We start from the raw sequence: 13878 nt of genomic DNA, 5'->3' as shown, positions 1-13878 counted from the left end.
GGCAATCTAGTTTGATGCCCGAACCGCTTGCGCCTTTGCCCCCAGCGGATAAAACGGTCGCCAACAAAACACAAAGAGAAAACGAATTCATGAGCACCGCCCTTGTCATCCTCGCCGCCGGAAAAGGCACCCGGATGAATTCGGATATCCCCAAAGTTCTGCATCCCATCGCGCAAGCTCCGATGCTGGTCCACGCCATGCGCGCCGGGGCCGTGCTGTCGCCCGAACGCACGGTGATTATCACCGGCCACGGCTCCGAGGCCGTTGCCAAGGTCGCCACAGCCGAGGATGAGACCGCGCAGATTGCCGTACAAGAGGAACAGTTGGGCACCGCCCATGCCGTCGCCCAGGCCCGCGCCGCGCTGGAGGGGTTCGAAGGCGACGTGGTGGTCCTTTACGGTGACACGCCGTTTTTGCAGCCTGACACGCTGGAACGGATGATCGAGGCACGCGCACAGAATGATTTGGTCATTCTGGGGTTCGAGGCTGCCGATCCCGCCCGCTATGGCCGTCTGGTCATGCAGGGAGACACGCTGGAACGGATCGTAGAATACAAGGACGCCTCGGATGAGGAACGCGCGATAAGTTTCTGTAACTCTGGGCTTTTGGCCTGTGACGCACTAACCTTGCTCTCGTTGATCGACGCGGTAGGCAATGACAACGCGTCCGAGGAATACTACCTGACTGACGTGGTCGAGATCGCCCGCAGCCGGGATCTGAAAGTCACCGCTGTTGCCTGTGACGAGGCGCAGACGCTAGGCGTCAACTCGCGCGCTGATCTGGCCGCTGCTGATGCGGTATTCCAGGCTCGCGCCCGCGCAGACCTGCTGGATCTGGGCGTAACCTTGATGGCTCCGGAAACCGTCTATCTGGCCGCCGATACGATCATCGGAAGGGACACGGTGATCGAACCCAACGTGGTCTTCGGCCCCGGCGTTACCGTCGAAAGTGGCGCGACGATCCGGGCGTTTTCGCATCTGGAAGGCTGCCATGTCAGCCGCGGAGCTATCGTCGGCCCCTATGCCCGCCTGCGCCCCGGCACTGAACTGGCCGAGAACACGCGCATCGGGAATTTCGTCGAAATCAAGAATGCCGAGGTCGCCGAAGGGGCTAAGGTCAACCACCTCAGCTATATCGGGGATGCCTCTGTTGGTGCGGCAACAAATATCGGAGCGGGTACGATCACCTGCAACTATGACGGGGTGATGAAGCACAAGACCACGATTGGTGAGAATGTGTTCATCGGATCAAACACCATGCTGGTTGCCCCCGTGACCGTGGGTGACGGCGCGATGACGGCGACCGGCACGGTGGTCACGCGCGACGTCGAGCCCGACGCTCTGGCCGTAGCACGGGCCAAGCAGGACAACAAACCCGGCTATGCGCGCAAACTTTTTGAAATGCTCAAGGCGAAAAAGGCTCGCCGCGACAAAGGAGCCTGACCCATGTGTGGTATCGTAGGCGTTTTGGGCGAACACGAGGTTGCCCCCATTCTGGTCGAGGCGCTGAAGCGTCTTGAATATCGCGGCTATGACAGCGCCGGGATTGCGACCGTGAACAACGGAGCGTTAGGACGCAGACGGGCCGTAGGCAAGCTGGTGAACCTCAGCGATTTGCTGGTACATGACCCCCTGCCCGGTAAATCTGGTATCGGCCATACCCGCTGGGCCACACACGGCGTGCCCTCGGTGACCAATGCGCACCCGCATCAGGCGGGCCCTGTGGCCGTGGTGCACAATGGGATCGTCGAAAATTACCGCGAGCTACGGGCTGAGCTGGCCGAGCATGGAGTGGGTTTCGTAACCGAAACCGACACCGAAACCGTGGCTCTGATGGCTGAGCATTACCTAAAGTCTGGCCTCTCACCGGTTGAGGCCGCGTTCAAAACCATCGACCGGCTTGAGGGTGCTTTTGCGCTGGCGTTCCTTTTCGACGGTCAGGACGATTTGATCGTGGCGGCGCGCAAGGGCTCTCCGCTGGCCGTCGGTCACGGGGATGGCGAGATGTACGTAGGTTCGGACGCCATCGCACTGGCCCCGCTAACCGACCGCATCACCTATCTAGAAGAGGGTGACCGCGCGGTACTAACCCGCACCTCGCTGGAGATCCGTAACGAAGCCGGTGAGTTGGTCAATCGTGAGCTCCGCCAGATCAAGATCGACCAATCCCGCGCCGACAAGGGCGGACACAAGCATTTCATGGCCAAAGAAATCGCCGAACAACCCGTTGTGGTGGCCGAGGCGATCCGATCCTATCTGCGCACGGGCGGGGATGAGATCACCCTGCCCGGCAATTTGGATTTCACCAAGCTGGACCGCCTAACTATGGTCGCCTGCGGCACCGCTTTTTATGCCTGTCTGACCGCGAAATACTGGTTCGAGCAACTGGCCAAGATCCCTGTCGAGGTCGATATCGCCAGCGAGTTTCGCTACCGCGAACCGCCCATTCCCGGTCGTACGGCGGCCTTGTTCGTCAGCCAGTCGGGCGAGACAGCCGACACGCTGGCCGCGCTGCGCTATTGCGAGGGCAAGGCCGACAAGATCGTTTCGGTCGTCAACGTCCCCGAAAGCTCGATCGCGCGGGAAAGCGACATCGCGCTGCCCATCCACGCTGGGGTCGAGATCGGCGTTGCCTCGACCAAAGCCTTCACCTGTCAGCTCAGCGTGCTACTGATGCTGGCGCTGAAGGCCGCTGCCGACCGAGGCACTCTGACACCCGAGCAAATGGCTGATCACGCCGCCGCCTTGCGTGGCCTGCCATCTGTGCTGAACACAGCGCTGGAGCAAAACGATGCCATCCGCGCCGCTGCCCAACGCCTGTCCGAGGCGCGCGACGTTTTGTTTCTGGGTCGCGGCCTCATGTTTCCACTGGCAATGGAAGGCGCGCTGAAACTGAAAGAAATCAGTTATATACACGCCGAAGGTTATGCATCGGGTGAGCTGAAACATGGGCCCATCGCCCTGATCGACAAGCATATGCCCGTCGTGGTGATGGCTCCGCGCGATGCGGTTTTCGACAAGACGGTGTCGAACATGCAAGAGGTGATGGCACGTAAAGGCAAGGTGATCCTCGTTTCCGACGACGACGGCATCGCCGAGGCCAAGGACGGGGTTCAAAGCACTATTCGCATGCCCCATATCCATCCCAGCCTTGCACCGATCCTCTATTCGGTTCCGGCGCAGTTGCTGGCCTATCACACGGCGGTCGCAAAGGGCACCGATGTGGATCAGCCGCGCAATCTGGCGAAATCCGTCACGGTCGAATGATACAAGCCGCCGTCTATCTGGACCAGATCAAGGCGCACGCGGATGCCGAGCGCGCGCAGCAGGCCGCCGCCTATCACAAGGTGGACCGCGCTTATCTGGGAGTGCCCAATCCGGTTCTGAATGATCTGACCAAAAGCTGGCGGCAAGAGCTGGATGTGCCGGACCGCGTTGCTCTGTCAGGTGCGCTTTGGCAGACGAATATTCATGAGGCGCGCATCGCCTCCGCCAAGCTGCTGACGCAGGCACGCATCCGGCCAGATGAAGCGGCATGGGATCTGCTGCAAAGCTGGCTGCCCGATTTCGACGCCTGGGCCGTTGCCGACCACGCCTGTATGGCAATGCAGAAACGCCTGTCCGCCGATCCTGCGCGGTTGGATCAGGTCGAACGCTGGACGACATCCGACCACATGTGGACCCGTCGCGCGGCTTTGGTCGCTACCCTGCCTTGGACCAAACAGAACCATCCCAAACCAGACGACCTGAAACACCGGGATCGGATTCTGGGCTGGGCTGCGGGCTATGTGCCTGACCGTGATTGGTTCATCCAGAAATCTATCGCGTGGTGGCTGCGCGAATTGTCCAAGCACGACGCACCGCGCGTCATCGCCTTTTTGCAAACGCATGGCTCGGCGATGAAACCCTTTGCCCGCCGCGAAGCAGGCAAGTACCTGAAAGATCAGTTGGAGTAGACTTCTAGCTCGACCAGTTCATCAAAGGGCAACAACAGCTCTCGCATCGCGTCCAGCGACAGGCGGCTCCCCCCGCCTTCGGGCCCCGGAGCGGGAACCAGCGTGATATAAGCCTGCGCGCCAGTACGGGGTACAAGCACCCGCCCGGTAAATTCCGTCTCGACCAGAGGTGTCTGCATCCAGCGCCCCGGCGTCGTCGGATCGCCCAAGCTGGCAATCGTGGTCTTGGCCCCAATCCAACCGGCAGCGGTTGCTGGGGCCGGTTCGGGTTCGGCAACCTCTTCAACCACAGCCTCTTCGGGCTCGGGTGCGGCAGCCGGTTCACCCCGGTTGAACACTCGATCCGTGGTCGATCGGACTGCATCGCACCCCGCGACCAGAATACAGCATAGCAAAAGCGCATATCTCATGCCCAAACCCTACTGCCGTGCGCGCATCTGTACCAGCGCAAAGCACAGTTCGCCCTTGTCGCAGGGCGGGTGGCGCTTTACCTATGTCGCATGACTGCTCCACTTATCGACCCGTTCGCTCGCGCCATCACCTATCTCCGCGTCTCCGTCACGGACCGCTGCGATTTCCGCTGTGTCTACTGCATGTCCGAGGACATGAAGTTCCTGCCCAAAAAGGACCTGCTGACGCTGGAAGAATTGGACCGCATGTGTTCGACCTTTGTGAACATGGGCGTAGAAAAGTTACGGATCACCGGGGGCGAGCCGCTGGTACGCCGCAATATCATAACGTTTTTTAACGCCATGACCCGGCATCTGGACAGCGGCGCGTTGAAAGAGCTGACGCTGACCACCAACGGATCACAACTGCATCGCTTTGCCGATGACCTCTACGCCGCTGGCGTACGGCGGGTGAATATCTCGCTGGATACGCTGGACGAGGACAAATTCGCTCAGATCACCCGCTGGGGACGTCTCAAGCAAGTTCTGAACGGAATTGATGCGGCGCAAAAGGCCGGGTTGCGGATCAAAATCAATGCGGTTGCGTTGAAAGGCTTCAACGAAGAAGAGCTCCCCACGATCACAAAATGGTGTGCCGAACGCGACATGGACCTGACCTGGATCGAGGTGATGCCCATGGGGGATATCGGCAACGAAGACCGGTTGGACCAATACTGGTCACTGAAAGATGTGCGCAAGGAATACGAAAACCACTACACAGTGTCCGACCTGGCCGAACGCACCGGTGGACCCGCGCGCTATGTCCGTCTGGAAGAGACAGACCAAAAGATCGGCTTCATCACGCCACTGTCGCACAATTTCTGCGAAAGCTGCAATCGCGTGCGCCTGACCTGCACCGGTGAGCTGTATATGTGCCTCGGGCAAGAGGATATGGCAGACCTGCGCGGTGCGCTGCGCGACCATCCCGACACCGAGCAACCGCTGGAAGAGGCGATCCGAGCCGCAATCGACCTCAAGCCCAGGGGGCATGATTTCGACTATTCCCGCCAGTCGGTGGATGGCAAAATGAGCCGCCACATGAGCCACACAGGCGGCTGACATGGCCGCCCCTTCTGGCCGACCGACGCTGCTTTACCATTTGTATTGCGGCCTGACTGCTGTGGCGGCCCCTTTCGTATGGCGCGCGGTGCGCAAGAAACTTCTGGCGGCAGAAGTCCCAACCCTGCGCCAACATGAGCGACTGGGTCACGCCAGCCAACCGCGCCCCAAAGGCCAACTCATCTGGTTTCACGCCGCCAGTGTGGGCGAGACTCTGTCGGTCATCACTCTGATCAAACGTCTGGGCGAAAGGCTGCCAGATGCCAGCTTCCTGATCACCTCAGGAACACCCACATCGGCGGCGCTCATCGAAAAGCGTATGCCGCCCCGGACGCGCCATCAATACCCGCCCTTGGACGCAGCTGGCCCGGTCCGGCGCTTTCTGAACCACTGGCGACCCGATGCCGCCATCTTTGTCGAAAGCGAAATCTGGCCGCGGCTTATCACCGAAACCCACAATCGCGACACACCTCTGGCGCTGCTGAATGCACGACTTTCAGATCGATCGGTTGAGGGGTGGAAAAAACGGCCCCAAACAGCGCGTTTCCTTCTGGACCAATTCACCCTTTTCCTGACCCAAAACGACAAAACCGCCCGCAACCTGATTGCTATGGGTGCCCCAGAAACCCGCGTGAAACCGGGCACGAACCTCAAAGCGATGTCCGACCCGCTACCGGTGGACCGCACCACACTTGAGGAAATTCGAACCCAAATCAGTGACCGCCCCATCTGGATCGCCAGTTCGACCCACGCCGGAGAAGAGGAAACCGTACTGTCGGCCCATGCCGAACTGCTGAACCGCTGGCCCGACCTGCTGCTCCTCTTGATCCCTCGCCACCCCGAGCGTCGAGGCGACGTCGCCGCGCTGATCCAACAGTCTCACCTAACGGCAGCCTTCCGCTCTGCGTCGCAACCCATTGCGCAGGATGCACAAATCTATGTCGCCGACACGCTGGGCGAAACCGGCACCTGGTATGCGCTCTGCCCTATTGTGTTCCTCGGCGGGTCCCTCAGGGAAATCGGTGGCCATAATCCGTTCGAACCTGCCCAAGCTGGCGCAGCCGTGATCACCGGTCCCGGCTATTTTAACTTCGCCGAGACCTTCGCCCCTCTGATCGAAACAGGTGGCGTAACCGAGGTACGAACAGCACCAGAGTTAACGAAGACTGTGACCCAATGGCTGTCTGATCCAACCAAACTGAACGCAGCCCGCGAAGCTGCGAAAACCTGCGTAAACTCTCAAAAAAACGCACTGGACGACATCGTCGAAACACTTTGCGCCCAGCTTAACCTGAAACGTCAGGATCCCACTTCATCTGGCTAAAAATATCCCGGGGGCGTGGGGGCAGAGCCCCCACCGGCCCGCACGTTCAAGCCGCCGGCATCCTCTGTTCAACAATCTCAGCCCACCAGCTACACCCGGCCGGTATCGCTTCATCGTTGAAATTATACTCTGGGTGATGCACCGCTGCCGTGTCGCCGTTGCCCACCAAAATATACGCGCCCGGCCGCTCCTCCAGCATAAACGCAAAATCTTCACCCCCCATGACCAAAGGTGCCTCTTCGCATGCACCGGACACCGACCGCGCCACATCAGCTGCAAACTCGGTTTGCGCCTCGCTGTTCACCATCACAGGATAGCCCCGGTAATAGGTGACATCGACGCGCCCGCCAAAGGTCGCAGCAACACCGTTGCAGATTTCGCCAATCCGCTTCTCGGCCAAGTCGCGCATGGCGGTGCTCATAGTCCGCACAGTGCCGCGCATCTTGACCGTCTGAGGGATCACGTTGAACGCAGTGGAAGAGGTCTCGAACGAAGTGACTGACACCACCACCTGATCCACCGGGTCGGCATTCCGCGCGGCGATGGTCTGCAAGGCCAACACAGCCTGTGCGGCCATCACTGTCGTATCCACCGTTTCATGTGGCTTGGCCGCGTGACCGCCCTTGCCTTCAAACACGATATCAAACTGATCGGTGGCCGCGAAAAACGCACCGGGCCGGATGGCGAAACTGCCAACGGGATGACCCGGCCAGTTGTGCATTCCATAGACCTCTTGAATACCCCATCGGTCCATCATCCCGTCTTCACACATCTCGCGGCCGCCGCCACCGCCTTCTTCGGCCGGTTGAAAGATCACCACAACAGTGCCATCGAAGTTCCGCGTCTCGGACAGGTATTTGGCCGCCCCCAGCAACATTGCCGTATGCCCGTCATGGCCGCACGCATGCATCGCCCCTTCAGTTTTCGAGGCATAGTCCAGCCCTGTCGCCTCAAGGATCGGCAGCGCATCCATATCCGCCCGCAACCCTATGACCTTGCCGCTGGTGTCAGCCTTGCCTTTGATCATCCCAACAACTCCGGTTCGGCCAATGCCCGTCACCACCTCATCACACCCAAACGCCTTCAACTTTTCCGCGACCAGAGCGCTGGTCCGGTGCGTTTCGAACAGAATTTCGGGATGTTCGTGAATGTCACGCCGCCATTCCGTAATTTCCGTCTGCAACTCCGCAAAGCGGTTTTTGATCGGCATATCTCTCTCCCAAATCTATCTGTCTGTCTTCAATGCACCAGATAGCAGCACAATGAACACAGCCAGCGGCAACAGCGCCATGAACGCCAAACGCAATGTAAGCATTTCAGCCAAAAACCCAATAAGCGGAGGTCCGATCAACAACCCGCCATAGCCCAACGTCGCCACGCTGGCGATGGCCTGCCCCGGCGGGATCGTCGCATCATTGGCAGCCCGGCTGAACGCAAGCGGCATAATCACCGCATAGCCGACACCCATCAACGCAAACCCAGCCAGCGCTGGTCCCGGCGCGTTGGCCGCAACAACCCCGATCACGCCCAAAGCCGCACAAACCCCACCGAACCGTGCCGTAGGCACCGCGCCAAACCGAGCGATGACAAACCCGCCTGCCAGCCGGAACGCCACCATCGTAACGGAGAACACCGCATATCCCAACGCAGCGACGCTTTCTGCTGCTCCGGTGATATCACGCAGGAAAATCGCGCTCCAATCTGCGACCGCGCCCTCGCCCAAAGCGCCGCACAGTGCGATGAACCCCACCAGTACCAAGGCCCCCGATGGCAACGCGAAAACCGCCCCACCTGACGTCTCAACCCGCCGCGACGACCATCGCACCCAGGAAAAAGCCAACGCCAGCGCGACCACAACACCGCCCGCCAGCAAGAAGTGCTGTAAGACAGACAAACCCAACTGCACAGCGCCATACCCGCTGAGCGCGCCCAGCCCTGCCCCAAGGCTCCACATCGCGTGAAACGAGGACATGACTGGTTTATCATAGGCCTGCTCGACCTCGGCCGCCCAGGCGTTCATCGCCACATCCATCGAGCCATGAAAGGCCCCGAATACAAACAGAAACGCCGCCAGCGCCCAGAACCCGCCCGCAAAGGCCAGCAGGATCAGGGAAAACGTATAGAGGACGGCAATGACCCGCGTAATCGCAACAGCACCAAACCTGTCGGTCAAACGCCCCGTGACCGGAAAAGAACACACCGCACCTGCCGCCATAAACAGCAGACCATATCCCAAGGCCTCATGCGTCAGATCCAGCCGATCGCGGACCGCCGGAATGCGCGAGGCCCAGATACCGAAAAGCGCACCATTCAAGATGAACATGGCCGCCACGGCCCGCCATGCGGCCAATATTCCGATCACGCTCTAATCCTTCGCACGTCCCTGCCTGTTTCCGTTCTATAGACGCTCCCGGGATTAGCAAATGCGGATTATTCCAACCGCTTGCGTATCTGACGAATCCCGTACCAGACCAAAAACACGACCGGCAGCGTAACAATAGCGGTCAGCATACCTTTGCTGATCCCAGCCTTGGTCAAGGGGTACAGCAAATAACTGGCTAGCGAGACTGCATAATAACTGATCGCAACCACCGACAGCCCTTCGACCGTATGCTGCAACCGCAGCGCCAGATCGGACCGGCGATCCATACTCTCCAGCAACGCCTGGTTTTGTGCGCTGCGCTCCACATCCACCCGCGTTCGCAGCAACTCTCCGGCGCGGATCGCCCGGTCGGACAAGGCTTGCAACCGACGTTCGGTGGATTTCACAGTCCGAATGGCCGGATCATAGCGGCGCATCATGAAGTCCGCGAAACTCTGCCGCCCCGCGAACCGTTCTTCGCGCAACACTTCGATCCGCTGATGGACAATCGCTTCATATGCCCCCGTGGCCCCGAAGCGGAACGAACAGCGGGCAGACAGTGTCTCCAGTTCGATCGAAGTCGACAACAAATCTGGCAATAGCTCATCGGGGTGCGCCGAATTGTCAGTCATCTGCCCCATCAACCGGGTCAGCTGTGCGTCCAACTCACTGATCCGTGGCGTCAGCTGCTTCACCCTTGCAAAACCTAACATGGACATGGCCTTGTAGGTTTCGATCTCGCACAGGCGTTGAATAATCCGCCCGGTCCTGCGCCGCCCTGTCTGTTCGTCGACAAACAGCGCAAAGCGCATGTGTCCAGCCGGGTCGATGCGAAAGTCACTGGCGCATATGGCCGAGTCGTCCAGCACCCGCGCCACAGCCAAGCTTTCAGGTTCAAACCAATCCACCAGCGCAGACTGCACCAGATCATCTCCTTCCCGAGGCACCACACGGATCATGGCCGAGGTCACACGCTGACCGGGGCTGGCCATCAACCAATCGGGGGGGAACACCTCGAAATCGGCTGGATTGAAGGCACGATCACTGACATTTTGCGTAATCGCTGTGTAAGTGACAAATTCCGTATGTTGCTCCCATTTCAACCAATGGCGCCCGATCTGTCCGGCATAATGCGTGGCGTCAGGCTGCGGATGCTGTGCGCCATGGCGGTCCAGCAGATTGATCAGATGCGCAATATCTTCATCCCGATCCCGCGCCACCGCTGCCTCGGACTTTTTGATCGCCAGAAACACTACCGTGCAAGGAGAGGACGCCACCGGAAAAGGGCGCGCATGCAATTCATTGGCCAGAGCATAGCGCAAAGGATGATCATCTATGGGGGTCATAACGGGCTCCGAAGTCACCGTCGCACTATACGATGTTCAGGCCTCTCATCAATTCTCTTTTTATTTCTTATAGTTACAAGAATACCTTCGCATACATTCCTGCTATCTTGTTGAAATAACTGCCAACCTGAAACCTAGCAGCCTCAAACACCAAAAAAGCAAACCCCGCATGCTTCATCTGGCCAAAAAATATCCTGGGGGGCTTTGGGGGCAAAGCCCCCCAACATCAAAAAAAAGAAAAGGGCGCCGGCAGGCGCCCTTTGCAATTTCTCTGAACCGGATGCTCAGTCGATCATCGGCAGCAGCTTGTCCAGCGACTGCTTGGCGTCACCATAGAACATGCGGGTGTTCTCTTTGAAGAAAAGCGGGTTTTCGATACCCGAATAGCCGGTGCCCTGACCACGCTTGGACACAAACACCTGCTTGGCCTTCCAGCATTCCAGAACCGGCATCCCGGCGATTGGGCTGTTGGGATCTTCCTGCGCCGCAGGGTTCACGATGTCGTTCGACCCGATCACGATGGCCACATCCGTTTCCGGGAAGTCATCGTTGATCTCGTCCATCTCCAGCACGATGTCATACGGCACTTTGGCTTCAGCCAGCAGCACGTTCATATGACCCGGCAGACGGCCGGCAACGGGGTGGATCGCGAAGCGCACCTCTTTGCCCTTGGCGCGCAGCTTGCGGACCAGTTCGGAAACAGACTGCTGTGCCTGCGCAACCGCCATACCGTAGCCCGGAATGATGATCACGCTGTCAGCGTCGTTCAGAGCTGCGGCAACGCCATCGGCGTCAATGGCCACCTGCTCGCCCTCAACTTCCATCTGCGGACCCGAGGTGCCGCCAAAGCCGCCCAGGATCACGCTGACAAAGTGCCGGTTCATCGCCTTACACATGATGTAGGACAGGATCGCACCCGACGAGCCAACCAGCGCACCCACAACGATCAGCAGGTCGTTGCCGAGGCTGAAGCCAATGGCCGCTGCGGCCCAACCCGAATACGAGTTCAGCATCGACACAACCACCGGCATGTCCGCGCCACCGATGCCCATGATCAGGTGATAGCCGATGAACAGCGCCGCCAGTGTCATCAGGATCAGCGGGAACAGACCACCCGACGCGGTGTACCAGATCAAACAGATTAGCGAGAGACCCGCCGCAGCCGCGTTCAGCGCATGACCGCCGGGCAGCTTGGTAGCGGCCGAAGTCACTTTGCCCGCCAGCTTGCCATATGCCACGACAGAACCGGTAAAGGTGATCGCACCGATGAAGATGCCCAGGAACAGTTCCACATGCAGAATGGTCAGTTCCGCAGCTGTCTTCTTGGCGATCAGCTTGGCAAAGGCGCCCAGATCCGACAGGTCCGCTTGGTTCGCCGCATCCGCAATCGCCATGACCTGCGCGACGTTGCCGATCTCAAAATGCGCATTGAAGCCCACAAACACAGCCGCCAGACCCACGAGGCTGTGCATCGCGGCCACAAGCTGCGGCATCTCGGTCATCTGCACGCGCTTGGCGACGTAAGAGCCAATCAGACCGCCGCCTGCAATCAGCAGCAGCGACAGCAGCCACAGGCCCGAACCGGGACCCACAAGCGTGGCGAACACCGCCAGCGCCATACCAAAAATGCCATACCAGACGGCGCGCTTGGCGCTTTCCTGGTTCGACAACCCGCCCAGAGACAAGATGAACAGAACAGCCGCAACAACATAAGCGGCAGTGGTGAAGCCAATCATCTACCCGGCCTCCTTAAGATTTCTGGAACATGGCGAGCATGCGCCGGGTGACAAGAAAGCCGCCGAAGATGTTGATCCCGGCCATAAAGACCGACAGCGCCGCCAGCAGGATCACCAGGAACGAGCCCGATCCGATCTGCATAAGCGCCCCAACAATGATGATCGACGAGATCGCGTTGGTGATCGCCATCAGCGGGGTGTGTAGGCTATGCGCCACGCCCCAGATCACCTGGAAGCCCACGAACACGGCCAGCACGAACACGATGAAGTGCTGCATGAAGCTGGCCGGAGCGACCAGACCCACCAACAGCATTAGCGCGCCGCCCACACCCAGCAGGGTGAACTGCTGCTTGGTCTGCGCCTTGAATGCCGCAATCTCCTGCGCCTTTTTCTCTTCCGGGGTCAGTTCCTTGACCTCGGGCTTCTTCTGCGCTGCGATGGCCTGCACTTTCGGCGGCGGCGGCGGGAAGGTGATCTCACCCTCAAAGGTCACGGTCGAGCCGCGGATCACGTCATCTTCCATGTCGTGGTTGATTTGACCGTCCTTTTCAGGCGTCAGGTCAGCCATCATGTGACGGATGTTGGTGGCGTACAGAGACGAGGACTGCGCCGCCATCCGGCTGGGGAAGTCGGTATAGCCGATGATGGTCACGCCATTGTCGGTCACGATCTTCTCATCCGCGACAGTCAGCTTGCAGTTACCACCCTTTTCCGCCGCGAGATCGACGATGACCGAGCCCGGTTTCATGCTTTCGACCATATCCTTGGTCCAAAGCTCAGGAGCCTCGCGGTTCGGGATCAGCGCGGTGGTGATCACGATGTCCATCTCGGGGGCAAGTTCACGGAACTTGGCCAACTGCGCGTTGCGGAATTCTTCGGACTGAACCGACGCATACCCGCCAGTGGCCGCGCCATCCTGCTGCTGCTCTTCAAAGTCCAGATAGACGAATTCTGCACCCATCGACTCGACCTGCTCGGCCACTTCGGGGCGCACGTCGAAGGCATAGGTGATCGCGCCCAGCGACGTGGACGTCCCGATCGCGGCCAGACCGGCCACACCGGCCCCCACGATCAGAACTTTCGCAGGAGGTACTTTACCCGCAGCCGTCACCTGACCGGTGAAGAAACGACCGAAGTTGTTACCCGCCTCAATCACGGCACGGTAGCCAGCGATGTTCGCCATCGAGGACAGCGCGTCCATCTTTTGCGCGCGGGAAATACGCGGCACCATTTCCATGGCGATCACGTTCGCGCCTTTGGATTTGGCCAGCTCCATCCCGTCTTCGTTGCCCGCAGGGTTGAAGAACGAGATCAGCGTTTTGCCTTTGGTAAGGCGCTTCAGCTCGGTCTCAGTGGGCTGGCGGACCTTAGCGACGATATCGACCCCTTTCCACAACGCAGCTGCGGTCTTGACGATCTCAACGCCTGCGGCCTCATAGACCGCGTCCGAGAACCCGGCAGCGGCACCCGCCCCGGTCTCAATCGCGCAGTCATAGCCCAGTTTCTGCAACTGCACGGCAGAATCCGGAGTCATGGCGACCCGGTTTTCACCGTCCAGTATTTCCTTTGGTGTACCTATCTTCACCGGCTGTATCCCCCTAATTTTCACTCAGACCCGAGCGGGTGGTCGGTATGGTTCATCAAACA

The 13878-nt window shown here is 59.5% G+C and carries 11 protein-coding genes; 5 read left to right on the top strand and 6 right to left on the bottom strand.

Going from position 1 to position 13878, the window contains the following annotated elements; all coding sequences use genetic code 11:
- Positions 1–89: 89 nt before the first annotated feature.
- The 3 genes from glmU to ACR3E7_RS02440 are packed head-to-tail and all read left to right on the top strand — an operon-like array spanning position 90 to position 3955.
- Positions 90–1442 (top strand): bifunctional UDP-N-acetylglucosamine diphosphorylase/glucosamine-1-phosphate N-acetyltransferase GlmU, encoded by a 1353-nt coding sequence (gene glmU, locus ACR3E7_RS02450; protein ID WP_480503132.1) that lies wholly within the window; start codon positions 90–92, stop codon positions 1440–1442.
- A gap of 3 nt (positions 1443–1445) precedes the next feature.
- A complete protein-coding gene (gene glmS, locus ACR3E7_RS02445) occupies positions 1446–3266 on the top strand; it encodes a glutamine--fructose-6-phosphate transaminase (isomerizing) (RefSeq protein ID WP_480503133.1) in 1821 nt (606 codons plus the stop codon).
- Positions 3263–3955, top strand: coding sequence for a DNA alkylation repair protein (locus ACR3E7_RS02440; RefSeq protein ID WP_480503134.1), 693 nt, complete (start codon positions 3263–3265; stop codon positions 3953–3955). Before glmS ends, ACR3E7_RS02440 begins: the two co-directional genes overlap by 4 nt.
- Here ACR3E7_RS02440 and ACR3E7_RS02435 read toward each other — a convergent pair.
- Complete coding sequence (locus ACR3E7_RS02435; protein ID WP_170788357.1) at positions 3943–4365, bottom strand: hypothetical protein; 423 nt, start codon at positions 4363–4365, stop codon at positions 3943–3945. The two genes, ACR3E7_RS02440 and ACR3E7_RS02435, sit on opposite strands and share 13 nt — an antisense overlap.
- Before the next feature lie 90 nt (positions 4366–4455).
- Between ACR3E7_RS02435 and moaA the strand changes: the two genes are divergently transcribed.
- Together moaA and ACR3E7_RS02425 are read left to right on the top strand one after the other, a co-directional pair.
- The gene (moaA, locus tag ACR3E7_RS02430; RefSeq protein ID WP_480503135.1) at positions 4456–5463 is read left to right on the top strand and encodes a GTP 3',8-cyclase MoaA; all 1008 of its coding nucleotides are present in this window, start codon (positions 4456–4458) and stop codon (positions 5461–5463) included.
- Position 5464: 1 nt separating this feature from the next.
- Entirely contained in the window at positions 5465–6787 is a 1323-nt protein-coding gene (locus tag ACR3E7_RS02425) for a 3-deoxy-D-manno-octulosonic acid transferase (RefSeq protein ID WP_480503136.1), read from the top strand.
- Between the two features lie 46 nt (positions 6788–6833).
- Here ACR3E7_RS02425 and ACR3E7_RS02420 read toward each other — a convergent pair whose 3' ends face one another.
- The 5 genes from ACR3E7_RS02420 to ACR3E7_RS02400 form a co-directional block, all read right to left on the bottom strand.
- Positions 6834–7997 (bottom strand): M20 aminoacylase family protein, encoded by a 1164-nt coding sequence (locus ACR3E7_RS02420; protein WP_170788354.1) that lies wholly within the window; start codon positions 7995–7997, stop codon positions 6834–6836.
- A gap of 15 nt (positions 7998–8012) precedes the next feature.
- Positions 8013–9149 (bottom strand): MFS transporter, encoded by a 1137-nt coding sequence (locus ACR3E7_RS02415; protein ID WP_480503137.1) that lies wholly within the window; start codon positions 9147–9149, stop codon positions 8013–8015.
- Positions 9150–9217: 68 nt separating this feature from the next.
- Positions 9218–10495 carry a DUF3422 family protein gene (locus ACR3E7_RS02410; protein WP_480503138.1) on the bottom strand — a complete coding sequence of 426 codons (1278 nt, stop codon included), beginning with the start codon at positions 10493–10495 and terminating at the stop codon, positions 9218–9220.
- A 284-nt stretch (positions 10496–10779) separates the two neighbouring features.
- Positions 10780–12231 (bottom strand): NAD(P)(+) transhydrogenase (Re/Si-specific) subunit beta, encoded by a 1452-nt coding sequence (locus ACR3E7_RS02405; RefSeq protein ID WP_480503139.1) that lies wholly within the window; start codon positions 12229–12231, stop codon positions 10780–10782.
- Between the two features lie 13 nt (positions 12232–12244).
- Positions 12245–13816, bottom strand: coding sequence for a Re/Si-specific NAD(P)(+) transhydrogenase subunit alpha (locus tag ACR3E7_RS02400; protein WP_170769245.1), 1572 nt, complete (start codon positions 13814–13816; stop codon positions 12245–12247).
- Positions 13817–13878: the final 62 nt, after the last annotated feature.

The organism is Ruegeria sp. BK1, assembly GCF_056535645.1.
The sequence above is the reverse complement of the archived record's forward strand: the minus strand, read 5'-3'. Positions and strand labels throughout refer to the sequence as shown.